This window comes from Deferribacter thermophilus, assembly GCF_049472675.1.
GTDB lineage: Bacteria > Chrysiogenota > Deferribacteres > Deferribacterales > Deferribacteraceae > Deferribacter > Deferribacter thermophilus.
Window position 1 is genome coordinate 161558 of sequence record NZ_JAPNXM010000004.1, and the last position, 24527, is coordinate 186084.

Below are 24527 nucleotides of genomic sequence, written 5' to 3' on the forward strand. Positions count from 1 at the left end.
CTATGGAAAAAAACATCTATACTTATGAAGTAAAACTTACCGAAAATAGTGAACCTATTATTTTTGAAACAGGATGGAAAGCAAAACAAGCAAACGGTAGTATTTGGATAAAGCAAGGTGGTTCGGTTGTTTTAGTGACTGCTGTTGCTGATAAGGAAGCTTCAGATAATACAGATTTTTTTCCATTAACTGTTAATTATATTGAAAAATTTTATGCAGTTGGGAAAATACCTGGTGGCTTTATTAAAAGGGAAGGGAAACCAAGCGATAGAGAAACTCTTATTTCAAGGCTTATTGACAGACCTATAAGACCTCTATTCCCTGATGGTTTTAGAAACGAGACACAAATAATTGCTACTGTTGTTTCCAGTGATCAAGTGAATGCTACTGATATATTAGCATTAAATGCAGCTAGTGCTGCTTTGATGATTTCTGATATCCCTTTTGATGGGCCTGTTGGTGCTGTTAGAGTTGGGAAATTAAATGGGGAGTTTGTAATTAACCCACCAGCTTCAGAAATTGAAGAATTAGAAATGAATATAGTAGTTGCTGGTACTGAAGATTCAATTGTAATGGTTGAAGCAGGGATGAAAAATTGCAGTGAAGAAGATGTCGTTAATGCGTTAGAGTTTGGACATGAGGCTATAAAAAAGCTTGTTGAAATTCAAAAGAGAATGAGAGATGAAATTGGTAAGGAAAAATTTGAATATAAAGATTTCTCTGTGACTAAAGAAGATCTTGAAAGTGCGTATAATAAATTAAGTGAAAAGTTAAAAGAAGCTGTTCTAATCCCTGGAAAATTGGAAAAATATACTGCAATTGATAAGGTAAAAGAGGATTTTTTTGAAGAGCTCAAAAATGAGTTAGGCGATAGTTTTGAAGAGAATAAAACATATTATGAAGAACTTTACCAAGAAGTTGAAAAGAAAGTTTTTAGAGAAATAACTTTAAATTCAGGTAAAAGAGTTGATGGTAGAGGCTATACAGAAATTAGACCTATTGATATAGAAGTTGATCTATTACCTTGTGCTCATGGATCAGCTTTATTTACAAGAGGTGAAACACAAGCTTTAGTTACAGTTACTTTAGGTACTAAGTTTGATAGTCAGCTTCTTGATGATTTAGAAGGTGAGACTTATAAGAGGTTTATGTTACATTATAATTTTCCACCTTTTTCTGTTGGAGAGGTTGGTTTTTTAAGAGCTCCTGGAAGAAGAGAAATTGGGCATGGTTTTTTAGCTGAAAGGGCGTTAGCTTCCATGTTACCTGATGAGGACGAATTTCCATATACTATTAGAATTGTTTCTGAAATTTTAGAATCTAATGGTTCATCTTCTATGGCAACTGTTTGTGGTGGTTCACTTGCTTTGATGGATGCTGGGGTTCCTATTAAGGATGTTGTAGCTGGTATTGCAATGGGTTTAATATATGAAGAAGATAACTATGTGATTTTAAGTGATATTATGGGTATTGAAGATCACCTTGGTGATATGGATTTTAAAGTCGCTGGAACGGAAACAGGAATTACAGCCTTACAGATGGATATAAAGATAAAAGGGCTTAAGAGAGAAATTTTAGAAAAAGCTCTAGCTCAAGCAAAAGAAGGGAGACTTTATATCCTTGAAAAAATGAAATCTGTTTTAGCTGCACCTAGGGAAGAGATTTCTCCAAGAGCACCTAGATTTGAGAAATTTTTTATAAATCCTGAAAAAGTAGGGTTACTGATTGGACCTGCAGGAAAAACTATTAAATCAATTATTGATAAAGCTGAAGTTAAGATAGATATTTTAGAAAATGGTGAATTGCATATATTTGGAAATAACAAAGATTCAATAGAAAAAGCAAAAGAGATGATTGAGGCTGTTACTCAAGAATTAACAGTTGGGAAAATTTATAATGCAAAAGTAAAAAGGGTCGCTGATTATGGTGCATTTGTAGAGCTATTTCCTGGAGTTGAAGGTTTGTTACATATTTCTCAGTTTAGCAATAAAAGAATAGAAAATATAAGGGAACATGTAAAAGTAGGGGATATGTTAGAGGTCGAATATTTGGGTAAAGACGAGCAGGGAAGAATAAAGCTGAGTAGGAAAAATTTACTGTAGGGGTATCCCCCCTTTTTATTGATTATGAAGAAAATAAATCTAAAAATCAAATGTGAACATTCAGACTTAGTCCCCACTTATCAATCTATCGGCTCAAGTGGGATGGATTTGCGATCAAAAATAGATACGGTCATTAAGCCTGGATGCATTGAGCTTGTGCCAACAGGAGTTTATATCGAATTACCAGATGGTTATGAGGCTCAAATAAGACCAAGAAGTGGTTTAGCTTTAAAACATAAAATAACAGTCTTAAATACACCTGGTACAATCGATTCTGATTACCGAGGGGAAATAAAGGTTATTTTGATCAATTTTGGTGATGAAGATTTTATGATAAAGCGTGGTGATAGAATAGCTCAAATGGTAATTGCAGAATATATAAAGGCGAATGTTGATATTGTGGATAATATTTCTCAGTCGGAAAGAGGTGATGGTGGTTTTGGTTCAACTGGTGTTGACTAAAATTTTTCCTGTTGTAGAATATATATAATGAGAGTGTTATTTTTAGATTCCTCATCAAATAAAATGTCTTTGGCTATATACGAAAATGAATATTTATTACATCTTTCATTAACTGAGTTAAGTAATAAATTTAATGAAGAATTGTTGGATTTTGTTGATATTATTTTGAAAAAATTATCTTTAACAATTTCAGATATTGATAATTTTTTTGTAATAACTGGACCTGGTTCATTTACAGGGATTAGAATAGGTGTTTCTACTTTATTAGGTTTAGCATTAGGGAATAAAAAGAAGGTTTTTGGTATATCAACACTTGATGCAGCTGCATTAGTTATAAATAAATTTTATAATAGAGATAGTTTTAGAGTTGGTATAAAATTAAGACTAAAAGAATACGCTGTTAGAGAATATAATTTTGGGCTAAATAATTTTAGTGACTATAGAGTTGAAAATTTGAATAGCACGCAAGATTTGATGTTTGTTGATAAATTGGAAATCCCTTTGACTTATGCATATCTTCATAAAAAATTTGAACATTTTGTAACAGATTATAATCCATTTTATATGAGAAAATCTCAGGCTGAGATTAACTTTGATAAGAAAAGCTGTACATAAAGATTTGGAATCAGTAGTTAAAATTGAAGAAGAAGTATTTGAAAGACCTTGGAGTATTGATAGTTTTCGAAATGAGTTAAATAATAAATTTTCTAATTTTTATGTGTATGAGGTTAATAAAGAAGTTGTTGGGTATATAATTTACTGGGATTTTAAAGAGGAGGTTGAAATAGCTAATATAGCAGTGAAAAAAGATTACCAAGGTATGGGGATTGGTAAAAATTTATTAAATTTTGTCTTGAATAATACCAACGCTATGTATTATTATCTTGAAGTGGAATCAAATAATGAAAAGGCAATAAGATTATACACAAGTTTTGGTTTTGTTGAGTATGATTTTCGTAAAAATTATTATGGCATTAACAAGCATGCTAAGTTAATGAAATTAATAAGGGGTGAAGTATGTTAACTAATAACAATGATGATATTATTAAAGAATTGCTGGAAACAAACGAAGAATTTAAAAAGTTATTTGAGGAGCATATAAGATTAGAGCAGGATTTAGAAGCTCTTTATAGTTTGAAATACTTTCCTCCCGAAGTTGAGATAAAGATTAAAGAAATTAAATTAACGAAATTAAGAGGCAAAGATAGAATGAATCAAATTATTAATGAGTATAAAAAATCTAAAGGGGTTAGTTGATATGGAAAGAAAAAAATATGTATTTACTTCTGAATCTGTTACAGAAGGACATCCAGATAAGGTTGCCGATCAAATATCTGATGCAATTTTAGATGCAATGCTTAAAGATGACCCATATAGCAGGGTTGCTTGCGAAACACTTGTAACAACTGGACTTGCAGTTGTAGCAGGTGAAATAACAACAAGAACTTATGTAGATATCCCAGGTATTGTTAGAGAAACAATAAAAGAGATAGGTTACACTAGAGCTAAATATGGGTTTGATTATGAAACTTGTGCAGTAATAACAACTATAGATAAGCAATCTCCAGATATTGCTATGGGTGTAGATACTGGTGGTGCTGGAGATCAGGGGCTAATGTTTGGTTTTGCATGTGACGAAACAGAGGAGCTTATGCCTCTACCCATTATGCTTGCTCACAAGATTTGTAAACAGCTTAGTGAAGTTAGGAAGAAAGGGATACTTGATTATTTAAGACCTGATGGTAAGTCACAAGTAACAGTTCAATATGAAGGTTATAAACCTGTAAAAATAGATACAATTGTTGTTTCTGCTCAGCATTCTCCTGAAATCAAGTTAAAAGATTTAAAAGAGGATATAATAGAAAAAGTTATAAAACCTGTTGTTCCTAAAGAATTACTCGATGAAGAAAGTGTGACATATCATATAAATCCTACAGGTAGATTTGTCATTGGTGGTCCGATGGGTGATTGTGGATTGACCGGTAGGAAAATTATTGTTGATACTTATGGCGGTGTAGGTAGACATGGTGGTGGTTGTTTCAGTGGAAAAGACCCATCAAAAGTGGATAGAAGTGCAGCTTATGCGGCTAGATGGGTTGCTAAAAATATTGTAGCAGCAGGTTTAGCTAAAAGATGTGAAATCCAATTAGCTTATGCAATCGGTGTTGCTTATCCTGTGTCAATTATGGTTAATACATTTGGCACTGGTATAATCCCTGATGAAGAGATAGAAAAAATTGTCAAACAGGTATTTGATTTAACACCTAAGGGGATAATTGAAGCTCTTGATTTGAGAAGGCCAATTTACAAACAAACTGCAGCATATGGTCATTTTGGTAGAAAAGAGTTTAGCTGGGAGCAGACTAATAAGGTTGATGAAATAAAAGATTTAGCTGGGAAACTTGGAGCTTAAATAAGGGGTAGGATAATGAATTATGATATAAAGGATATTAATCTTGCAGATATAGGGAAAAAAAGGATTTTATGGGCTGATAAAGATATGCCTGTTTTGAGAAAAATCAGAGAGAGATTTGAAAAGGAAAAACCTTTAGATGGCATTAAAATGTCCTGCTGTTTACATGTAACTGCAGAAACAGCAAATTTAGTAAGAACTTTAAAAGCAGGTGGCGCTGATGTGGTATTATGTGCATCAAACCCTTTATCTACTCAGGATGATGTAGCTGCCTCTTTAGTTAGAGACTTTCAAATTCCTGTTTTTGCTATAAAAGGGGAAGATAATGCAACTTATTATAAGCATATAAAAAGTGCAATTGAGCATTCGCCAAATATAACTATGGACGATGGTGCTGATTTAGTAAGCGAGATATTGAAAAATTATCCAGAACTGCATAATCAAATACTGGGTAGTATGGAAGAGACTACAACTGGAGTTATAAGACTTAAAGCTATGGAAAAAGATGGGGTTTTAAAGTTTCCTGTGATCGCTGTAAATGATGTTCAGACAAAATTTATGTTTGATAATAGATATGGCACAGGACAGTCAACATTAGATGGTATTATTAGGGCTACTGATGTCTTATTGGCAGGGAAAGTTTTTGTCGTTGCTGGTTATGGCTGGTGTGGTAGAGGGTTAGCTGAAAGAGCAAGAGGTATGGGTGCAAATGTTATTGTAACAGAGGTAAATCCAATTAGAGCTTTAGAAGCTGCAATGGATGGTTTTCGGGTAATGCCTATGATTGAAGCAGTTAAGCAAGCAGATATCGTATGTACTGTAACAGGAAACATTCATGTATTAAGAAAAGAACATTTTGAAGTAATGAAAAATGGGTGTTATATATGTAATTCAGGTCATTTTGATGTAGAGATTGATATCCCAGCATTAGAAGGTTTAGCCACAGAAATAAACAAAAATGTCAGAAATTTTGTTGATGAATATGTATTAAAAGATGGTAGAAAATTATATTTATTAGCTGAAGGAAGATTAGTTAATTTGGGTGCTGCAGAGGGGCATCCTGCAAATGTGATGGATATGAGTTTTGCAACTCAAGCTCTTGCTTCAGAATATGTTTTGAAAAATAAAGGTGAACTTGAAAATAAGGTTTATGTGTTACCAAAAGAAGTTGAGGATGAAATAGCTTATACAAAGTTAGATACAATGGGGATATCAATAGATAAATTGACTGATGAGCAGATAGAATACCTTTCTTCTTGGGAAACTGGCACATAAATGAATAAATACGATATAATAGTTCTTGGTGCAGGCCCTGCAGGCATAGCATCTGCAAAAAGATTAGCTGAAGCTGGAAAGAAAGTACTAGTTGTTGATACGAATATAGGTGCAAATTATTTGATGAAGGGGAGTGTCCTTTCAAATTCTGCTTTATATTACAGTTATTTATATGATATTTTTAAAAATAAAACTAAACAGTTTCTAAAAATTGATACTAAAGATATAGAAATTGATTTTAAGTCGTTAAAGAAGCAAATTGATAGTATAAGAAATAAACTTTCTAAGTTGTTTATTAATGAAATTTCTCAAAATCCAAATATTGAGATATGTCACTCAGAAGCAGTTTTTACAAGTGAAAGTTCAATTTTAGCTGATGATAAAGAATATTTTTTTGATAACTTAATAATTGCTACTGGTTCACTACCTCTTAAGTTAAGCCCAGTAAATAATATTAATTTTCTTACTTTAGAAAATTTTTTAAATATGAAGGAAATTCCTGAAAAGATAGCGATTATAGGTGGCGGATATATTGGAATTGAAATAGCTACAATATTTAAAAGGTTTGGTTCTCAGGTAATAATTATTGAAAAAGATGATAGAATTTTGAAAGACTTTGATGAATACATTGCAAAAAAATTTGAAGAGAGATTAAAAAAAGGTGGAATAGCTGTATTAAAAAATTGCTATCCTGAAAAAATTGAAAAAATAGGGAATAAAACAATTATTTTCCTTTGTAATGGTGATCAGATTGAAACGAATGAAATATTTGTATCAATCGGGCGTAAACCAAATATAGAGAAACTTAATGTAGATAAAGCCAAAATAAAACTTGATAAAAATGGAAAGATTAAACTTAATAACTACTTACAAACTTCAAATAAAAAAATATATGTTGTTGGAGATGCAACAGGTTTTAACATGTTTGTTAACTGGTCTTATAAGTCTTCAGAGATAGTATGTGATAATATACTTGGCTTTAAGAAAAGTTATAAAAATGTAATTATTCCAAAATTAATTTTTTCTGATCCAGAGATTGCGTGTATTGGGCTTACGGAAAAAGAAGCTGTTGAAAAAAATATTGATTATGAAGTTGTTAAATACAGTTATGCTGATATGGAAAAATCAGCTATACTTGGTTATTCGAAAGGGTTGATTAAAGTAATTTTTAATAATAAATCAAAGAAGATACTTGGAGCTCATATTTTAGGAAAGGGTGCTTCAGAATTAGTAAATGTGTTTGGATTGATGATTCAGTTAAAAATGGATGTCAATAAAATGAAAGAGTGTATTTTTGATAATCCATTGTTTGCTACAATTTTAACTGACTTAAGTGAAGCAATAATGGAGAAGTGATGATCTGGAGTATTTACTGCTGGGTTGTGTTATTTTTATCTACTGCAATTATAATTATAATTGGTGCACCTTTCGAAATTTTGAGAATTAAGGTAAATAATAGAAGTTTTTATAGAAAACTGGGATACTACTGGAGTGTAATGTGTTTAAAAGGAACTTTTACAAAATATGAAGTTACTGGTTTAGAAAATGTTGATTTTACAAAAAATTATATTTTTATGGGTAACCATTTAAGTTATTTTGATATTTTTTTAGTTTTCATAGCATTAAAAGACAAAGTTGTTTTTATGGCTAAAAAGGAGTTATTTAAAATCCCCTTTTTTGGATGGGTTTTAAAAAGAATGGATTTTATCCCTGTGGATAGGGAAAACCCTTCAGCAGCTTTAAAAAGTCTAATTGCAGCATCTAAAGCTTTAAAAGAAGGGGATTCTATTTTAATGTTTCCTGAAGGGACAAGGTCTACTAATGGTAAATTGCAAGAATTTAAGCATGGAGGATTTATTTTAGCAAAAAGGGCAGGTCTTGACATATTACCTTTTGCAATAATTGGAACTTATGATGTATTAAAAAAAGGGAGCAGTAGAATAACCCCTTTTAAAAGTATAAAGATAAAGATTTTGCAACCTATCTCATCTAAAGGTAAAAAAGTAGATATTTTACTGAAAGAAGTAAGAGAAAATATTGAAAACGCTCTAAATGAATAAGGTTATTTTATCTTTAGGTAGCAATGTTGGTGACAGGGTCAAAAACCTATATTTTGCACTCAGTTTGTTAGAAAAAAAACAAGTTTTAATTCAAAACATTTCTTCTATTTATAAAAGTGAGTCTTTGTTAAAAGATGGACAGCGTGAATATTTTAATATGATTGTTATTGCATTTACAAATTATGAACCTTTACTATTATTACACACTTGTAAAGATATTGAGGAGAAAATGGGGCGTAAAAAGGTAAAAAGATGGGGAGAAAGGGTTATTGATATAGATATTATTGATTTTAATAGTTTAGTTATCAAGACAAAAGATTTATGTGTGCCTCACATTGAGATGGTTAATAGAAGTTTTGTTCTCTATCCTTTGTACCAAGTTTTTAAGGATTATAGACATCCAATATTTAAAAAAAATGTAAAATATTTTATAGATGAATTAACTGACGATTTAAATATTAAAAGAGTGGGGGATTTAAGGTGGCCGTAATAACAATTTCAAGAGAGTATGGATGTGCAGGGGAATATGTTGCAGAAAGGATTAGTAAAAAATTAGGTTATAGATATGTTAATAAAGAAATTATTGAATATATTGCTATACTTACAGGGGTTCCAAAAGAGGTTGTAGAGAAATATGATGAGGAGATGCATTCGAATTTTAAGGCTTTTATATCGAAGTATCTGGATTTGGATATTTTCAGTGATCTTTTTGCAAAAGTAGAAGAGGCTGAACACGAATCTTGGGAAAATAGTGAAAGTAATCTTTTTGAGGAGAAGTTCACTGTGGATCATGTAATGGATAGTGAAATTTTTCAAAATATGGTGGAAAGAGTTATAAAAAAGCTAGCAGATGAGGATAATGTAATAATTCTTGGCAGAGGTTCACAATGTATATTGAGAAATTATAAAAACGCTTATCATTTTAGGCTTTATGCAGATTTTGAAGATAGGGCAAAATGGGTAGCTAATAGAGAGCAGATATCGATTATGGATGCTAAGGAAAAGATAAAAGAAATTGATAAAAGAAAAAAGAATTTTATTAGTCATTATTATGATGAAGATATTGATAATAGAATGCTTTATCACTTATTAATAAACATGTCTAAAAATTCAATTGATAAAGTCGTTTCTTTAATTATTAATTACATCAAAGATGAATAATCAATCGTATTTTTATCTTCCATTTTTTATTGATTAAAGTAAAAATTTTATTTTGGAGGTGTGAAATGCAAAATTATAGCGAAAAAATTATAAACAAGTCTTATCATGAGTATCATAAAAAGTATTCTTTGGAAGTAATAGAGAAGATTGATTTTTTTTGTGGATTAAATAAGGATTTAGAAGAGCATTTAGAGAAACATAAAGAGGATATTAAAAAACTTATTAAAGATAATTAATTAATAAATTTTAAAAACAATTCATTGGTTTAATTTTATTTAACCTTTTACTTGAAATTTTTTAAATTATCACTTATTGTTAAATGCTGAAAATATAATAGTGGGGGTTTGTATGAAAAGATTGTTGTTTATCATAGTATTAGCAATGTTGTTTGTTTTGCCAGGGTTTGTTAATGCAAAAGTTATTAAGGTTGGTATAACACAAATTGTAGAGCATCCAGCTTTAGATGCATGTAGAAAAGGGATTATTGATAAGTTAGCCGAATTGGGTTACAAAGAAGGTGTTAATATCGAATATGATATACAAATAGCACAAGGGAATATAGCCACAGCCAATCAGATAGCTAAGAAATTTGTGGGAGATAAAAAAGATATTATAATAGCAATTGCAACACCAACTGCTTTAGCTGTGGCAAATGCTACAAAAAAGATTCCTATAGTTATTTCTGCTATCACTGACCCTGTTGGAGCTAAGCTTGTTAAATCACTTGAAAGACCAGGGACAAATGTGACTGGTACAACTGATATGAGCCCAGTAAAAGAACAATTAAATCTTTTTAATGAATTAGGTATAAAAATAAAAAATTTAGGTGTGATTTACAATGCTGGAGAGGCAAATAGTAGAACTTTGGTAAAATTTACTAAAAAATATGCAAAAGGATTTGGCTGGAAAGTTGTTGAAGCTACCGTCACAAATAGTAGTGGTGTTCTTATGGCAGCTAAATCTTTGGTTGGAAGAGTAGATGGTATCTATATACCAACTGATAATACTGTTGTTTCAGCTTTAGAATCTGTTTTACAGGTTGCCTATGACAATAAAATCCCTGTTATAACAGGTGATACTGATTCAGTGGTTAGAGGTGCTCTTGCATCATTAGGAATAAACTATTATAAATTAGGCCTTCAAACTGGTGAGATTGTATATAAAATTATTCATGGTGCTAATCCAGCAACAACCCCTGTAGAAACATTAAAAGATTTAGAACTATTTATAAATTTAAAGGCAGCTGATAAAATGGGGGTAAAAGTACCCGAGGCTATGATAAAAAAAGCAACGAAGGTGATTAAATAAGTTATGAGTTTTTATGCTTTTTTAGGCGCTTTGGAACAAGGGGTTGTTTTTGCAATAATGGCTTTAGGGGTTTATATTACATTTCGTGTTTTAGATTTTCCAGATTTGTCTGTTGATGGGACATTCCCTTTAGGAGCTGCTGTTTCAGCAGCTCTTATTGTTAAAGGGGTTAACCCTTTTATATCAGTTATTATAGCAATGTTGGCTGGTGCAATTGCTGGCTCAGTAACTGCATTATTGAATACAAGGTTAAAAATACTTCATCTTTTAGCTGGTATTTTAACGATGATTGCACTTTATTCGATAAATTTGCGTGTAATGGGGCAACCAACAATTGCTTTGTTAGGTTATGATACTATTTTTACCCCTTTTGAAAATATATTAGGTATAGAAAAATATATTATTACTCCGATAATTTTTACGATAATTTTAGTGATTATTACAGTTATTTTGATTTGGTTTTTGCATACTGATTTAGGACTTGCGATGAGAGCAACAGGGGATAATCCAAAAATGGTAAAAGCACAAGGTGTTAATACAAATCGTATGATTTTATTTGGTGTTGCTACCTCAAATGCATTGGTTGCTTTATCTGGAGCACTTGTTGCACAATCTCAAGGTTCTGCTGATGTGAACATGGGTATAGGAACAATAGTTGCTGGTTTAGCCTCTGTAATATTGGGAGAGGCAATTTTGGAAGATAGAACTGTAGTTAGAGCAGTAATTGCTGTGATTGTGGGTTCTATATTGTATAGGTTTGCTATTGCTATCGCTTTGAGTTTTAGAATTGGCGCTTTTCAAATGAGCCCATCTGATTTAAACCTGATTACTGCAATAATTGTAACTGTTGCTTTGATATTTCCTGGTATTAGAAAAAAAATTGGGTTGAAATTATGATTGAATTAAAAAATGTGACAAAGATTTTTCATAAAGGTACTGTCAACGAAAATGTTGCAATAAATAATATTTCACTAAAGATAAATAAAGGGGATTTTATAACTGTTATTGGGAGTAACGGGGCTGGCAAATCTACTCTTTTAAATTTAATAGCGGGTTATATTTTTCCTGATAATGGATCTATTTATATTGATGGTGAAGATGTTACAAAAATTAGTGATTACAAAAGAGCTTATTATATAGGTAAAGTTTTTCAAGATCCTTTAAGTGGAACAGCTGCTTCTTTAACTATAGAAGAAAATTTGGCTATAGCAAAGAAAAGAGGGCAAAAAAGGTGGTTTTCAAAAGGGGTAAAGGCAAAGGATAGAGAGTTTTTTAAAGAAAAACTAAAAGTTTTGGGGTTAGGGCTTGAAAATAGGTTAAAAGATAAGGTAGGATTGCTTTCTGGTGGTCAAAGACAATCTTTAACATTATTGATGGCAACTTTGGTTAAGCCTAAGATTCTTTTATTGGATGAACATACTGCTGCTCTTGATCCTAAAACTGCTACAAAAATTATTGAATTAACAGAATATTTTGTAAACGAATATAATTTAACAGCACTGATGGTAACTCATAATATGAGACAGGCTTTAAAACTTGGAAATAGAACTATAATGATGGATAAAGGGGAGATAGTTTTAGATATTTCTGGAAAAGAAAGAGAAAATATGGATGTAAAAGATTTGATAGATATGTTTAGTAAGGTTCGTGGAGAGGAAATTTCTGACGACAAACTCCTTTTAATTTAATAAAAAAACTTGATTATTTAGGTTTATTGTGCCATAAACAAAACCCAAAAAGTTTGAAAAAGAGGTAGCATGATGAGAATTAATTTACCTGATGGTAATGTGATTGAAGTTAGTGATGAGGCTGATGCTAAAGAGGTTGCAAGTAAGATAAGTAATTCTCTTGCAAAAAAAGCTATAGCTGCAGAAGTAAATGAGAAACTGGTTGATATATATTATAAATTATCAGATGGTGATACAGTTAGGATAATCACCGAAAAGGATCCAGAGGCATTAGAAATTTTGAGACATTCAACTGCACATCTTATGGCACAAGCTGTACAAAGGCTGTTTAAAGATGTGAAAGTGACAATCGGGCCAGTTATCGAGGATGGTTTTTATTACGATTTTGATAAGGAAACTCCTTTTACTGAGGCTGATTTGGAAAAGATAGAAGAAGAGATGAGAAAAATTGCAAATGAGAACTTGCCTATAAGAAGAAAAGAGCTAAAAAAAGAAGAAGCCATAAAGTTGTTCAAAGATAAGGGTGAAGATTATAAAATAGAGATTATCAATGAAATTGATGATGAATATGTTTCTGTTTATGAACAAGGGGAATTTGTTGATTTGTGTAGAGGTCCACATTTAGAATCCACAGGTAAGATAAAACATTTCAAGCTTTTAAGTGTTGCTGGGGCGTATTGGCGCGGTGATGAAAATAATAAAATGCTTCAAAGAATTTATGGAACTAGCTGGTTTAAGAAGAGCGAACTTGATGATTATTTAAAAAGATTAGAAGAAGCTAAAAAGAGAGACCATAGGAAGCTGGGTAAAGATTTAGAACTATTTTCAATATTTGATGAGATCGGTGCTGGACTTATTTGTTGGTTCCCAAAAGGGGCAAGAATTAGGTCAATAATTGAGGCTTTCTGGAAAGAAGAACATTTTAAAAATGGTTATGAAATGCTCTATACCCCACATATAGGAAAATCCACTTTATGGGAGACATCTGGTCATTTAGCTTTTTATCAGGAGAATATGTATTCACCTATGGATATTGATGGTAATGTGTATTTTATAAAACCGATGAACTGCCCTTTTCATATAATGATTTATAAATCAAAAGTTAGATCTTATAGGGATTTACCTTTACGTTGGGCAGAGCTTGGTACTGTGTATAGATATGAAAGATCAGGTGTATTGCATGGTTTGTTGAGGGTTAGAGGATTTACTCAAGATGATGCACATATCATTTGTACTCAAGAACAGATTATAGATGAAATTAAGGAAGTTCTTAATTTTTCATTGAGAATGTGGAAGGCTTTTGGTTTTGAAAGTATTAAAGGGTATATCGCTACAAGACCTGAAAAAAGCGTTGGCGATGATGTAATGTGGGAAAAGGCTACTCAATCTTTAGAAGGAGCGATAAAAGATTCTGGTATAGATTTTGAAATAGATGAAGGCGGTGGTGCTTTTTATGGTCCAAAAATTGATTTAAAAATTAAGGACGCTATCGGAAGAGAATGGCAGATGACCACAATTCAGTTTGATTTTAATTTGCCAGAAAGATTTGATATGACATATATTGATAAAGATGGTAAAGAGAAGAGACCATTTATGGTTCATAGGGCATTGCTTGGTTCTTTGGAAAGATTTTTTGGAGTATTAATTGAGCATTATGCTGGTGCTTTTCCTATTTGGCTGGCACCTGTTCAAGTGAGAATCATAAATGTGTCTGATGCTCAATATGACTACTGTAAAGAGATTGAGAAAAAATTGAAAGAGGAAGGTATCAGAGTTGAGTTTGACAGCAGAAATGAAAAAATTGGTTATAAAATAAGGGAAGCTCAACTACAAAAAATACCTCATATGATTATTATTGGTAATAATGAAGTGGAAGCAAAAACTGTTTCTGTCAGATTAAGAAACGGAGAAAATAAAAATAATCTTGATTTTTATGAATATATTAGTGTATTAAAGGAACTTGATAAAACAAAAAGTACTAATTTATGGAGGTGATTTATAAATAAGGAAGAGAATAAGGAGAGGGTAAACGAAGAGATTACCGCTCCAGAAGTAAGATTAATCCTTGAAGATGGTAGTCAGTACGGTATAGTTTCAATTGATGAGGCGTTAAAAATCGCGGAAGATAGGGGTTATGATTTAGTTGAGGTTGCTCCAAATGCAAAACCCCCCGTATGTAAGGTTATGGATTATGGTAAGTATAAGTTTGAAAAGAACAAGAAAGAGCGAGAAGCAAGGAAGAAACTAAGGCAACATCAAATTGATGTAAAAGAGATGAAATTTAGACCTAAGATTGATGAGCATGACTATCAGGTAAAGTTAAAACATGTTAGACGTTTTTTGGAAGATGGAGACAAGGTTAAGGTAGTAATGCGTTATAGAGGGAGAGAAATGGCCTTCCAAGAGCAAGGCCTTGAAATTTTAAATAGAATAGTGAAGGATTTAGAGGATCTCTGTGTTGTTGAAAAACATCCAGAGATGCAGGGTAGACAGCAAGTCATGGTACTTGCTCCAAAACACAACTAAAGTTCAGGAGGTTTGAATGCCAAAGGTTAAAACCCATAGGGGAGCTGCTAAAAGATTTAAAGTTACAGGCAGCGGAAAAGTTAAGTACAAAAAGGCTGGCTTGAGGCACCTCCTTTCCTCAAAGGCCAAAAAGAGAAAGCGCGCATTGCGCCACCCTGGCATCCTGGAAGGAGCTGATGCCTTAAATGTTAAAAAATTAATACCGTATTTATAGTGAAAAAAGGAGGAAGAAGTGCCTAGAGCAAAAGGTGGATTTAAAACGAGAAGACGCAGAAAAAAATGGTTAAAACTTACCAAAGGTTTTCGCGGTGCAGCTAATAATGTTTACAGAAAAAGTAGAGAAGCTGCGGAGCGTGCGTTAGCTTATGCTTACCGTGATAGGAAGCAGAGAAAAAGAGATTTTAGAAAGCTGTGGATTGTTAGGATAAACGCAGCTGTTAGACAGTATGGTTTGAGCTATAGTAAGTTTATAGGACTTTTAAAGAAGAATAATATTGAAATCAACAGAAAAGTCCTTTCTGAAATGGCTATTAATAATCCAGAAGAATTCGAAAAATTGGTTAAAAAAGTTTCTGCCTAAAAATTGGGGGGATTCCCCCCTGTTTCTATTTAAACATATCTATAAAACTTTCTTGATTTTTTTCATATTAAAAGTTATTGTTGGAAATTTAGAATATAAATTTACTTATAAACAACAGAGGTGATAAATGATTGGTGTGTCATCAGAAATGTCTATTAAGGATATTTCTTTTGAGGTCAGTGTTGAAGACAGTTTAAAAAATTTGAAGCCACATCCTAAATTCAACACCTGTTCATTTGAAAATTATTATCCTGATCAAAAGTATAAATCTCAAGCTGAAGTTAAAGAATTATTGTTTAATAAAATAAATAAATTAAATAGTAAAAAAAATAGTTTATTGATAAAGAAGAGATCTTTTTTTGATTTTTTTTCTAAAAGGAGTTCTAATAACAGACTTCAAAATATAAAAAATGTGTATTTAGATGGAGGTTATGGAGTAGGTAAAACTCATCTGTTAGCAGCTTGTTATAATATTGCGGAGTGTAAAAAAGCTTTTATGTCTTTTTCTGAAATGTGTTATTATATTAATTATTTAGGGATAAATGAGAGTATAAAAATATTTTCAAAATACGATTTATTATTAATTGATGAGTTCGAAATTGATGATCCAGCTACAGTGAGAATGATGGCAAAGTTTTTCGAAGAGATCAATAAAAATACTTTAATCATAACTACATCAAATACGCTACCATCAGATTTGGGCAAAGATAGATTTCAAGCTGATGAATTTAAAAGAGAGATGGGTGTGATAGCTAATACTTTTAAAGTAGTAAAAATAGATGGTGAAGATTACAGAAGGAAGAAAAAAGAAATAGTTAAAAATATAGAAAATGGATCTTTTGAAATTGCATATGGAGAATATGAATGTACTGGGAGTAGAAAAAAGTGTTTGGTTAATTTTGAAGAACTTATGAATCAGTTAGAACAAATTCACCCCTTTAGGTTTTATCTTATACCAGAGCATATCGAAGCTCTTTTTATAAGGGATTTTAAACCGTTTCCCATGTTAAATACAGCATTAAGATTTACATATTTGGTGGATATGTGCTATTATTATAATACAAAGCTTTTTATTAAATCTGTTTATAAATTGGATGATATTTTTAGTCGAGAAATGATAGAATCCTGTTTTGAAAAGAAATTGAAAAGGTGTTTGTCAAGGTTAGGAGAAATTTCAACTTTTTATGAAAGATAAATGCGAGAATTGTTATGCTTGATTTCTTAAAAGATGTGGCTTTAAAGGCTGGTAAGATAATTAAAGAAAACTTCTTATTAAACAATAAAGTTTACCATAAAGGCAAAATTGATTTGGTAACAGAAATTGATATTAAAGTTGAAAATTTTATTAAAGAAAAATTATCAAAACATTTTGATAAAGTAAAAATTATAGCTGAAGAGTCCTTTGAAGGTGATTTTCAAAATGACAATGTGTTTTTTATTGATCCTATTGATGGGACTACAAATTTTGTTCATAGATTTCCTTTTGTTGCTGTTTCGATTGCATATTACTCAAAAGATTGTCAAATTGGAGTTGTGTATAATCCTATCATTGATGAGCTATTTTATGCTCAAACTGATAAAGGTGCATTTTTGAATGGTGTTCAGATTTTTGTTTCAAAAAATGAGAGTATTAATAATTCCTTAATTGCAACAGGTTTTCCTTATTCGTCTGTAGAAAAGAATATTAAAGAATTAATAAATATCTTAGAGAGGATTTTAAAAAGTAGTAGAGGTGTTAGAAGGGCTGGTTCTGCAGCTTTAGATCTTTGTTATGTTGCTAAAGGGGTTTTTGATGGTTATTATGAAACGGGACTAAAGCCGTGGGATGTTGCTGCAGGTATGGTTATTGTTAAAGAAGCAGGTGGGGTGATACTAAATAGAAATGGCAGAAATTACAATTTTGTTGATGATTATATTGTGGCTACAAATGGAAAAATTACAGATGATTTATTGGGAATTTTAAATGGCGTTTAGTTCTCAGCTGATTGGCGATTTAAAATCAATGTCTGTTCCTGATATTTATCAGTGGGTTGCAAATAGCAAAAGGACTGGGTATGTTTTTTTTCAAAGGGGAACTGAAGAGGTAAAAGCTTATTTTGATAAAGGGGATTTGATAAACATCACTTCAAATATCCCTGATTTTCTTCTTGGTAGTCTATTAATCAGATATAAAAAAATAGATAAAAAAACTTTGGCCACATGTTTAAAGTTGCAGATAAAAACAAAAGAGCCTCTGGGGCAACTATTAGTTCAAAAAGGCTTTATAAGTAAAGAGGATTTGAATTTTATTCTAAAGCAGCAGATGATCGAGCTGACTACCTATCTACTTGAATGGGAAAAAGGGTTTTTCTTTTTTGATGAGGTTAGTAAATCTTTTAAACATTTTATAGCTATTAAAATTGATGAAATTTTATTCGAAGCAATTAGGAGAAAGGATGAATTAGCACTTTATAGAAAAGTTTTAAGTGAAAAAGATATTATTAAATTAAATACAAGTGAGCAAGAGTATAGCAGTTTAGCCAATGTTATTGATGGAAAAAAATCTGTCCATGAAATAATTTATGAATTAGGTGGAGATTATGTAGATAATTATAAGCTTTTATATGAACTGTTTTTAAATAAAAAACTTATAAAAGTTGGAACTAAAGAAGATATATATAATCCATCTGTTACATTTCTTTTGGCGCTTGAGTTGTTTGGTAAAGGGAAAATTTATGACTCCTATATTCAAATTAAATCTTTATATGATAAATACCCTGAAGGGTTGACTATTAAAAATTTTTATCAAAATCTTGTTGTCCATGTGGATAAATTGTTTGAGAAAACATTTGGTGGCGAAAATGCCTGTTTTAAAGTCAATAACTTAAAATTACTTGATCAAAAAATATATCTTACACCAAAGGATGGTTATGTAGTATCAAGGATTGCTGAAGAACCTTGTTTTGATGATTTAAAGAAGGTTTGTAATCTTGAAAAGACAGAGCTTAAACTGATTTTATTAAAGTTATATAAAATGGGGGTTGTTTTATTAAAAGATATCAAAAAGAAAGAAACAAAAGAATTATCAGAAGATAGTGTAGTGGCAATCTTGGATGTTATAAAAAATGAGATGACTGGTGCATTGGAGATAATTACTGAAGAGTTTAAGGCTAATATGTTTTTTGAGAATGGAAAATGTAAAATTTGTTATTCTCAATCTGAAAAATTTCATATTTGTAAATACATAGAGAAGATAACTAATAAGAGTTTAAATACCGATGATTTTTATAAATTGATAAACAGTGTAATTGAAAAAGAAATTATAAAAATAGTGGAATTAGAAAAAATTTTAGAAATGTATAGCTTAGTTTTAGTTGGCGAAATAGTTAAATCGAAGTCTATTTCAAATATTTTTGTTTATAATGATCTGTTTGGATATGATTTAAAATTAAATATAAATTTGCTTTATTTGATTGTATTTGCTTTAAATGATGTAGAAAGGGAATTGGATATACAATTTGATTTGGGGCAATATTATGAATTAACAGTAAAAGTTGAAGAAATTTTAGAAATCTTCGAAGATTACATTGTAATTAAAAATCTTTTAAATAAATTTGAAGATAATCTTATTGAGCCATCTACCATAAGGAATTGTTCTCTTTATGAAATAAATATTTTAAAAATCCTTTATTATTTGGAATATTTGAAACCAGCTGGAATTCATAGTTTAACAGTGGAAGAGCTCAAAAATTATTTAGCAGAAATTCAAAACAAGACACCTTTTGAGATTTTTGAAATAAATAAAGAGAGTTATTCTATTGATGTGGTTAAGAAAAAGTATGTTGATTTTACTAAGAAGTTTCATCCTGATCTATTTGATGATAATGATCGTAAATCGTTGGCAAAAGAGATTTTTGGGATTATTAAAGAGGGGTTTGATTATCTTGTTACCCATGAAAAGGTTGAAGAAAGTAAGCCAAGGATTGATGCTAAAAGGATATTTCTTGCTGAGCAATTGTTAGCAAGTGGTAAAGTTTATTTAAATATGGGGCGAATTACAGATGCCTGTGAAGCTTTTATAAAAGCTTATGAAAACTTTAATATGGATGAGGAGATAAAGGCGTATTATGGGCTTGCTTTGATTAAAAAGGGTGATTTTGCAAATGGGTTTGAAATATTAGATAATACAAAATTTTATAATTTCAATGACCCCAATTTATATTATGCCTATTTAGATGCTGCAATGAGGTTAAGGAAACTCGAAAAAGCTAAGAAAGTATTAAAAAAATTTGAATCAGAATTTAAGAGTCTTTCACACAAAGCTGATTTTTACAAAAGAAAACTAGGGTATTAATATTTTTCTAAAAATTATTAATAATTAACGGTAAAATTTATAGTATGATTATAATAAAATAGCCCCGCATATTGCGGGGCTATTTATTTATGGTCTAGTTACATTATCACAACTTATAGCACCGTACCATTCACATGCATTTGCGTAGGATGATAGATCAATTGTTCCATCTAATACTCCATTGTCAAAGAAGTCTATTGCATCGAATATAACCCTCTTAGCATAATATCTATTATGAGCAAAAGCTCCTGGTTCATGACTTATCCATACATAATTGTAAGCCGCACCATAAGCATTCTTGTCTTCGTTTCCGAAAACAGTTGACCAATTATTTTCAGCAGCAAAGAAATTTGCATTACTACAGTCTATACTTACATTATCAAATAATGCTATATATGGATAACTACTTTTAGTACATATTTTTCCAGTATTGCTAACATTTTGGTTTTCAATATAATATTTCATTGCTTCAAGAGCATTTTCAAAGCCAGTTTTTTCTTCTTCAAGTTTTTCAAAAGTCATCTCATACTGTCCTGTATGACAATTTGAACAAACTGCTAACACATTTGCTCTAATAGCATCGTCGTTTCCGTCACCATCTGTATCCTCGGTAATAGCAAATGTGTGATCTTTTTTACCATTTGAAGCATCAGGCATGTGACAGGTAACACAAGGACCATCATAACCAGTACCAAATTCATTATCTATACCAATCTTATTATGCTCATAATATGGGACATCGTCATAGCTAACTCCTTCAAACTCATAAGCAGCAAACTTAAATATTGTACCAGAAGTATCTAAATAGTGGGTTGAAGAGCCAGAGCTGTTACCATCCAGTGAGTTATCATCACTATATTTTCTATCAACATCAAGCATTATCGAAGTTCTTCCAACATGACAAGTTATACAGGTTTTTGATGCACCTAAATCAGGTATAGCATCAATTCTTGAATTAAATTTAGCCTGAACAGAAGTATTGTCATTAGTATCTTCATAGAAAAATCTGCCACTGTTTATATCTGGTAAAGCCTTGAAAATATCTACAACAGTAGTTGATTCAGAAACATTTAACCCACCAGCGTTATCTTTATGACAGCCCCAACAGTATAACAATTCATTTTGACCTGAAGGGATGATTGTACCGTTGTCTAATTTTTGCCAGCCAGCTAAATGTGAAAAATCATTGTTTGCAGGGTCATAAGATGCAAGTTGTGTTTGGAAGTTTTTCGCACCTGTTGCGGTATGACATCTTTGACATGCTTGTCTATTAGCAGCATCCCAATCATAGTGAGACCATGCAGGGCCAGTATCATCAGTAACACCTACATCAAAAAAGCTTAAATTATCTGCTGTTTTTCCTGATGCTTCCCATTCAGCTTCTTTAACATTCAAAATATGTCCAGCATGAGCTGACCTTGCCCATTGAACATAAATTGAGTTATTATCCTTCTCATCATAACCATCGCCAGGAATTGACTCTCTATCAATTTTAACATAATGAGGATCATGACATTTTACACAAGCATCAGAGTCAGTAGGATTTATTACATAACCTTCAATAATATCAGTTGTTTCAGGATTGTCATAGTGGGTATCACTGATGACTCTAAAAGGTCTTGATTTTCCTTGTCTTGTTATATGTTGAGTTTCACCTTTCAACCAGTTTTCATTATCGTCAGTAAGTTGATGACATGTAGTGCATATACTATATTGGTATGACCAACCATTCTTTAACGATTCATTATAGGCCATTGGCAATGGAGTAGTAGGACTAGTAGCATGCATACTACCTGGGCCATGACAGCCTTCACACCCTACAAAAGGTCTGTGAGCAGTATCTACGTTATTATAACCTGTCACTAACTTTGTGACCATATCAACGACAGGTAGTGTAATTTCGGTATCCATATCTAAATCAATTGGGTTATGACATGGGCCTGATGTACAAGAATGATCTGGGTCAGAGTTAATATTTGCATGCCTAGAGTTAGACCATTTTGCATATGCCTCAACAAACTTTGCGTTTCCAGGTATATGACAAGTAAGACACGTTTCTGTGCCAACGTAATTGGCGGCATCATAAACAGTTTGAGCATCTCCCGTCTGATCGCCACCAGATTTCATGCTACTACCGCCACAGGCGTAAAATAACGTCATCGAAGCGATTAATAAAATAAAAAGTTTAACATATTGCTTCATACTTTCCTCCTACATTTATTTGTTAATGGCATTTTCTACAAGTTTTACCATTTGTTGCTTTTCTAATATTATCTTTTATATCATCCCAATCTTTTGGATGAGGATTTACCATCAAACCTGTTCTTGCACTATGACATTTCAAACAAGTATCACCATCTGAATGGCAGGATTGACAAGTAGCAAGGTTTTTTCTAGCCTCTCTTGCGTGGTTATTTGACCATTCATGAGATGGTAATACTGAGTTTGTATGACATGTTTGGCATTGATACTCGTTAAACTGAGAGTGTGCTGGCCCTGAAGGGCTTGTTTGAAGATTGCTCCAACCTTTTCTGTGGGATTCTATTTGAAGATCTTCATCAGAGAATTTTTCATGACAATCACTGCAGAATTTTACTTCGTGGCATGATTGACAAGAGTTTGGATCACTTTTAGCATAAAGTGGGTGAGCCACGATAAAGTCTGATCTATGAACATTTACAGGGCTGTCAGAAATACCAGGTATTTCATCAGCAAAACCACCTTTATGACAGTCCATACAAAATGATTGTTTATGACAAGCGTTACAGTCATATTTATCCATTTTAGCTTCAACTTTATGCTTTATTGCCCAATTAACACCATAATGAGTTTTTAAACCAGGAAATTTTACACTTTCAACAAATCCCTTATCGTGACAATCTAAGCAGGTATTATTAGATGGTTTTACCGATTTGTCAGTATCCACTTTATGACATACAGAGCATTCTTCCCCTTCCAGAGTTTTCAAGTGTTTGTCATGGTCAAACTGCAAGGCAGAGAGAGAAAAACTCAACCCAAATAATAACAGTAGTGTAATAAATATTTTTTTACTCATAAGTCCTCCCTTAAAAGATAATGTTTAACTTGAATTTTGCTGAATCATAATAATCGTATCGAGCACTCTCTATCCTTTCCAATTTGACATCGGTATAAATCTTTTTAGTAAAGTAGGAAGTAACTACAATCCAATATCTCTTACTGGTGGTATCATCGTAGTCTTCTAAAGATCTTTCAACAATATCATAATGAATCCCAGCTCCAACATCAGCATATCTGTGGAAGAAATACGAACCAAACAACTTAACCCCTTTTAAATCACCACCATCTTCATCGTCACGATAAGTTAATGCGGCATATCCTTTAAATTTGTTTGTTCTTAATTTTTCAATTCCAATTTCATAAACATTTGCATCAGAATATTCTTCATAAAATTCTCTTGTATATGTGAAGTATGTGTGTATAGAATCAGTAAAATTGTAAGTTAGCTCAGTATAAAACTCTTCATATTCATCAACGGCAAATACAGAATAGATTGAAGTAGTTTCAAATACAGGTAATGAATATAAATATTCCATAGTCAAAGACCATTTTGGATTTCTAAAATACCTAAAGCCTATAAGATTATATGAGATATTTTCGTTTATTAGGTTGTATTGGGTTTCATTATAAAATCTTATGATATTTGGGATTTCATATTCAGCTTCAAAGCCTGCTAATTCTTTTGTAATGTAGGCACCATCTAATTTAATTACATAGGAAAGAGCAAGATGAAGTTTTTTACTAAAGAAATCACCTGATACCTCACCTCCAAAAATTAAATCATCAGCAGAATAGTTTTCATCGTATTTTACATCACCACCACCAAACAGCTTAAAGGAAAAAGATTTAATATTTTTCAGTTTTAGATAAAGACCATCCATTACAGAAGCGCCTGCAGTTGTGGAAACAAATTGCCTTCCGAGCTTGAAGTCGAGATGGCCAGCTGTCTTTAAAGGGTATTTTAAAGATGAAAAAGCTACAAGTGAGACTTTAAGGGATGGATGGTTGTATTCGGGTGATGCTGGCTATTTTGATGAAAATGGTAAGTTAGTTGTTATCGATAGAAAGAAAGATTTGATGTATCTAAATGATGGGACAATGTTTTCCCCACAATTTATTGAAAATAAACTAAAATTTAGCCCTTACATTAAAGAGGCCGTAGTTTTAGGTAATAACCGTGAATATATTACAACAATTTTGAATATCGATTTTGGAATTGTAGGTAAGTGGGCAGAAAATAGGAAAATAGCATATACAACTTATACCGATTTATCAGCAAAAGATGAAGTTTATGATTTGATTGCATCAGAAGTCAGAAAAGTTAATGAGCAGCTTAAGAAAGAGCATAAAATTAAAAAATTTATACTTTTGTATAAAGAATTTGATGCTGATGATGGAGAGTTAACTCGAACAAGAAAAGTGAGAAGGGGATTTATAGAAGAGAAGTATCAAGAGATTGTAGATGCAATGTATTCTGACTTAACCAATATAGATGTGGAAGCTACCATTAGACTACAGGATGGAAGGGAAAGGGTAATTAAAACCAATTTAAAAATTTATTATTTAGATTAGTGGAGAAG

25 protein-coding genes and 1 pseudogene are annotated in these 24527 nt (G+C 31.6%); 23 read left to right on the forward strand and 3 right to left on the reverse strand.

Annotated features, from left to right (window positions below):
- The first annotated feature begins 2 nt into the window (after positions 1-2).
- The 22 genes from pnp to OWM07_RS05480 all read left to right on the forward strand — a co-directional run bounded on the left by pnp (position 3) and on the right by OWM07_RS05480 (position 19908).
- Positions 3-2102, forward strand: coding sequence for a polyribonucleotide nucleotidyltransferase (gene pnp / locus OWM07_RS05375; RefSeq protein ID WP_423302645.1), 2100 nt, complete (start codon positions 3-5; stop codon positions 2100-2102).
- 24 nt (positions 2103-2126) lie between these two features.
- Positions 2127-2564, forward strand: coding sequence for a dUTP diphosphatase (dut, locus tag OWM07_RS05380; RefSeq protein WP_423302646.1), 438 nt, complete (start codon positions 2127-2129; stop codon positions 2562-2564).
- Positions 2565-2591: 27 nt separating this feature from the next.
- On the forward strand, positions 2592-3179 hold the full coding sequence (tsaB, locus tag OWM07_RS05385; protein ID WP_423302647.1) for a tRNA (adenosine(37)-N6)-threonylcarbamoyltransferase complex dimerization subunit type 1 TsaB: 588 nt from the start codon (positions 2592-2594) through the stop codon (positions 3177-3179).
- On the forward strand, positions 3157-3588 hold the full coding sequence (gene rimI / locus OWM07_RS05390; RefSeq protein WP_423302648.1) for a ribosomal protein S18-alanine N-acetyltransferase: 432 nt from the start codon (positions 3157-3159) through the stop codon (positions 3586-3588). Before tsaB ends, rimI begins: the two co-directional genes overlap by 23 nt.
- A complete protein-coding gene (locus OWM07_RS05395) occupies positions 3582-3821 on the forward strand; it encodes an HP1242/YdcH family protein (RefSeq protein ID WP_423302649.1) in 240 nt (79 codons plus the stop codon). The genes rimI and OWM07_RS05395 overlap by 7 nt, the downstream gene beginning before the upstream one ends.
- Before the next feature lies 1 nt (position 3822).
- Complete coding sequence (gene metK / locus OWM07_RS05400) at positions 3823-4977, forward strand: methionine adenosyltransferase (protein WP_423302650.1); 1155 nt, start codon at positions 3823-3825, stop codon at positions 4975-4977.
- 15 nt (positions 4978-4992) lie between these two features.
- Positions 4993-6252 (forward strand): adenosylhomocysteinase, encoded by a 1260-nt coding sequence (gene ahcY, locus OWM07_RS05405; RefSeq protein WP_423302651.1) that lies wholly within the window; start codon positions 4993-4995, stop codon positions 6250-6252.
- Positions 6253-7608 (forward strand): dihydrolipoyl dehydrogenase family protein, encoded by a 1356-nt coding sequence (locus OWM07_RS05410; RefSeq protein ID WP_423302652.1) that lies wholly within the window; start codon positions 6253-6255, stop codon positions 7606-7608.
- Positions 7608-8312, forward strand: a complete 705-nt coding sequence (locus tag OWM07_RS05415) for a lysophospholipid acyltransferase family protein (protein ID WP_423302653.1) — start codon at positions 7608-7610, stop codon at positions 8310-8312. Before OWM07_RS05410 ends, OWM07_RS05415 begins: the two co-directional genes overlap by 1 nt.
- Entirely contained in the window at positions 8305-8802 is a 498-nt protein-coding gene (folK, locus tag OWM07_RS05420) for a 2-amino-4-hydroxy-6-hydroxymethyldihydropteridine diphosphokinase (RefSeq protein ID WP_423302654.1), read from the forward strand. The genes OWM07_RS05415 and folK overlap by 8 nt, the downstream gene beginning before the upstream one ends.
- A complete protein-coding gene (locus OWM07_RS05425) occupies positions 8793-9473 on the forward strand; it encodes a cytidylate kinase-like family protein (protein ID WP_423302655.1) in 681 nt (226 codons plus the stop codon). Before folK ends, OWM07_RS05425 begins: the two co-directional genes overlap by 10 nt.
- 65 nt (positions 9474-9538) lie before the next feature.
- Positions 9539-9709, forward strand: coding sequence for a hypothetical protein (locus OWM07_RS05430; RefSeq protein WP_423302656.1), 171 nt, complete (start codon positions 9539-9541; stop codon positions 9707-9709).
- A 112-nt stretch (positions 9710-9821) separates the two neighbouring features.
- Entirely contained in the window at positions 9822-10781 is a 960-nt protein-coding gene (locus OWM07_RS05435; protein ID WP_423302657.1) for an ABC transporter substrate-binding protein, read from the forward strand.
- Between the two features lie 3 nt (positions 10782-10784).
- Positions 10785-11678 carry an ABC transporter permease gene (locus tag OWM07_RS05440; RefSeq protein WP_423302658.1) on the forward strand — a complete coding sequence of 298 codons (894 nt, stop codon included), beginning with the start codon at positions 10785-10787 and terminating at the stop codon, positions 11676-11678.
- Complete coding sequence (locus OWM07_RS05445; protein ID WP_423302659.1) at positions 11675-12469, forward strand: ABC transporter ATP-binding protein; 795 nt, start codon at positions 11675-11677, stop codon at positions 12467-12469. The genes OWM07_RS05440 and OWM07_RS05445 overlap by 4 nt, the downstream gene beginning before the upstream one ends.
- 72 nt (positions 12470-12541) lie before the next feature.
- Positions 12542-14464 carry a threonine--tRNA ligase gene (thrS, locus tag OWM07_RS05450; RefSeq protein ID WP_423302660.1) on the forward strand — a complete coding sequence of 641 codons (1923 nt, stop codon included), beginning with the start codon at positions 12542-12544 and terminating at the stop codon, positions 14462-14464.
- 3 nt (positions 14465-14467) lie between these two features.
- Positions 14468-14995 carry a translation initiation factor IF-3 gene (gene infC, locus OWM07_RS05455; protein WP_423302698.1) on the forward strand — a complete coding sequence of 176 codons (528 nt, stop codon included), beginning with the start codon at positions 14468-14470 and terminating at the stop codon, positions 14993-14995.
- A 16-nt stretch (positions 14996-15011) separates the two neighbouring features.
- The gene (gene rpmI / locus OWM07_RS05460; protein WP_423302661.1) at positions 15012-15209 is read left to right on the forward strand and encodes a 50S ribosomal protein L35; all 198 of its coding nucleotides are present in this window, start codon (positions 15012-15014) and stop codon (positions 15207-15209) included.
- A gap of 18 nt (positions 15210-15227) precedes the next feature.
- Entirely contained in the window at positions 15228-15575 is a 348-nt protein-coding gene (gene rplT, locus OWM07_RS05465) for a 50S ribosomal protein L20 (RefSeq protein WP_423302662.1), read from the forward strand.
- A 127-nt stretch (positions 15576-15702) separates the two neighbouring features.
- A complete protein-coding gene (zapE, locus tag OWM07_RS05470; protein WP_423302663.1) occupies positions 15703-16770 on the forward strand; it encodes a cell division protein ZapE in 1068 nt (355 codons plus the stop codon).
- A 14-nt stretch (positions 16771-16784) separates the two neighbouring features.
- A complete protein-coding gene (locus tag OWM07_RS05475; protein ID WP_423302664.1) occupies positions 16785-17549 on the forward strand; it encodes an inositol monophosphatase family protein in 765 nt (254 codons plus the stop codon).
- Positions 17539-19908, forward strand: coding sequence for a DUF4388 domain-containing protein (locus OWM07_RS05480; RefSeq protein ID WP_423302665.1), 2370 nt, complete (start codon positions 17539-17541; stop codon positions 19906-19908). The genes OWM07_RS05475 and OWM07_RS05480 overlap by 11 nt, the downstream gene beginning before the upstream one ends.
- Before the next feature lie 87 nt (positions 19909-19995).
- Here OWM07_RS05480 and OWM07_RS05485 read toward each other — a convergent pair whose 3' ends face one another.
- From OWM07_RS05485 to OWM07_RS05495, 3 genes are read right to left on the reverse strand one after another with little or no spacing between them, the layout of a single operon-like run.
- Complete coding sequence (locus tag OWM07_RS05485; RefSeq protein ID WP_423302666.1) at positions 19996-22110, reverse strand: hypothetical protein; 2115 nt, start codon at positions 22108-22110, stop codon at positions 19996-19998.
- 22 nt (positions 22111-22132) lie between these two features.
- Complete coding sequence (locus tag OWM07_RS05490) at positions 22133-22963, reverse strand: cytochrome c3 family protein (RefSeq protein WP_423302667.1); 831 nt, start codon at positions 22961-22963, stop codon at positions 22133-22135.
- A 10-nt stretch (positions 22964-22973) separates the two neighbouring features.
- Positions 22974-23828 (reverse strand): hypothetical protein, encoded by an 855-nt coding sequence (locus OWM07_RS05495; RefSeq protein ID WP_423302668.1) that lies wholly within the window; start codon positions 23826-23828, stop codon positions 22974-22976.
- A gap of 49 nt (positions 23829-23877) precedes the next feature.
- Here OWM07_RS05495 and OWM07_RS05500 point away from each other — a divergent pair.
- Positions 23878-24519: pseudogene (locus OWM07_RS05500) on the forward strand (long-chain fatty acid--CoA ligase); the annotation flags it as partial.
- Between the last annotated feature and the right edge of the window lie 8 nt (positions 24520-24527).

What these genes read in the sequence shown, in the direction of transcription:
- pnp (WP_423302645.1), top strand. Translation starts at nt 3, where the DNA reads ATGGAAAAAAACATCTATACTTATGAAGTAAAACTTACCGAAAATAGT.
- dut (WP_423302646.1), top strand. Translation starts at nt 2,127, where the DNA reads ATGAAGAAAATAAATCTAAAAATCAAATGTGAACATTCAGACTTAGTC.
- tsaB (WP_423302647.1), top strand. Translation starts at nt 2,592, where the DNA reads ATGAGAGTGTTATTTTTAGATTCCTCATCAAATAAAATGTCTTTGGCT.
- OWM07_RS05395 (WP_423302649.1), top strand. Translation starts at nt 3,582, where the DNA reads ATGTTAACTAATAACAATGATGATATTATTAAAGAATTGCTGGAAACA.
- metK (WP_423302650.1), top strand. Translation starts at nt 3,823, where the DNA reads ATGGAAAGAAAAAAATATGTATTTACTTCTGAATCTGTTACAGAAGGA.
- ahcY (WP_423302651.1), top strand. Translation starts at nt 4,993, where the DNA reads ATGAATTATGATATAAAGGATATTAATCTTGCAGATATAGGGAAAAAA.
- OWM07_RS05410 (WP_423302652.1), top strand. Translation starts at nt 6,253, where the DNA reads ATGAATAAATACGATATAATAGTTCTTGGTGCAGGCCCTGCAGGCATA.
- OWM07_RS05415 (WP_423302653.1), top strand. Translation starts at nt 7,608, where the DNA reads ATGATCTGGAGTATTTACTGCTGGGTTGTGTTATTTTTATCTACTGCA.
- folK (WP_423302654.1), top strand. Translation starts at nt 8,305, where the DNA reads ATGAATAAGGTTATTTTATCTTTAGGTAGCAATGTTGGTGACAGGGTC.
- OWM07_RS05430 (WP_423302656.1), top strand. Translation starts at nt 9,539, where the DNA reads ATGCAAAATTATAGCGAAAAAATTATAAACAAGTCTTATCATGAGTAT.
- OWM07_RS05435 (WP_423302657.1), top strand. Translation starts at nt 9,822, where the DNA reads ATGAAAAGATTGTTGTTTATCATAGTATTAGCAATGTTGTTTGTTTTG.
- OWM07_RS05440 (WP_423302658.1), top strand. Translation starts at nt 10,785, where the DNA reads ATGAGTTTTTATGCTTTTTTAGGCGCTTTGGAACAAGGGGTTGTTTTT.
- OWM07_RS05445 (WP_423302659.1), top strand. Translation starts at nt 11,675, where the DNA reads ATGATTGAATTAAAAAATGTGACAAAGATTTTTCATAAAGGTACTGTC.
- thrS (WP_423302660.1), top strand. Translation starts at nt 12,542, where the DNA reads ATGAGAATTAATTTACCTGATGGTAATGTGATTGAAGTTAGTGATGAG.
- rpmI (WP_423302661.1), top strand. Translation starts at nt 15,012, where the DNA reads ATGCCAAAGGTTAAAACCCATAGGGGAGCTGCTAAAAGATTTAAAGTT.
- zapE (WP_423302663.1), top strand. Translation starts at nt 15,703, where the DNA reads ATGATTGGTGTGTCATCAGAAATGTCTATTAAGGATATTTCTTTTGAG.
- OWM07_RS05475 (WP_423302664.1), top strand. Translation starts at nt 16,785, where the DNA reads ATGCTTGATTTCTTAAAAGATGTGGCTTTAAAGGCTGGTAAGATAATT.
- OWM07_RS05480 (WP_423302665.1), top strand. Translation starts at nt 17,539, where the DNA reads ATGGCGTTTAGTTCTCAGCTGATTGGCGATTTAAAATCAATGTCTGTT.
- OWM07_RS05485 (WP_423302666.1), bottom strand. Translation starts at nt 22,110, where the DNA reads ATGAAGCAATATGTTAAACTTTTTATTTTATTAATCGCTTCGATGACG.
- OWM07_RS05490 (WP_423302667.1), bottom strand. Translation starts at nt 22,963, where the DNA reads ATGAGTAAAAAAATATTTATTACACTACTGTTATTATTTGGGTTGAGT.
- OWM07_RS05495 (WP_423302668.1), bottom strand. Translation starts at nt 23,828, where the DNA reads ATGGATGGTCTTTATCTAAAACTGAAAAATATTAAATCTTTTTCCTTT.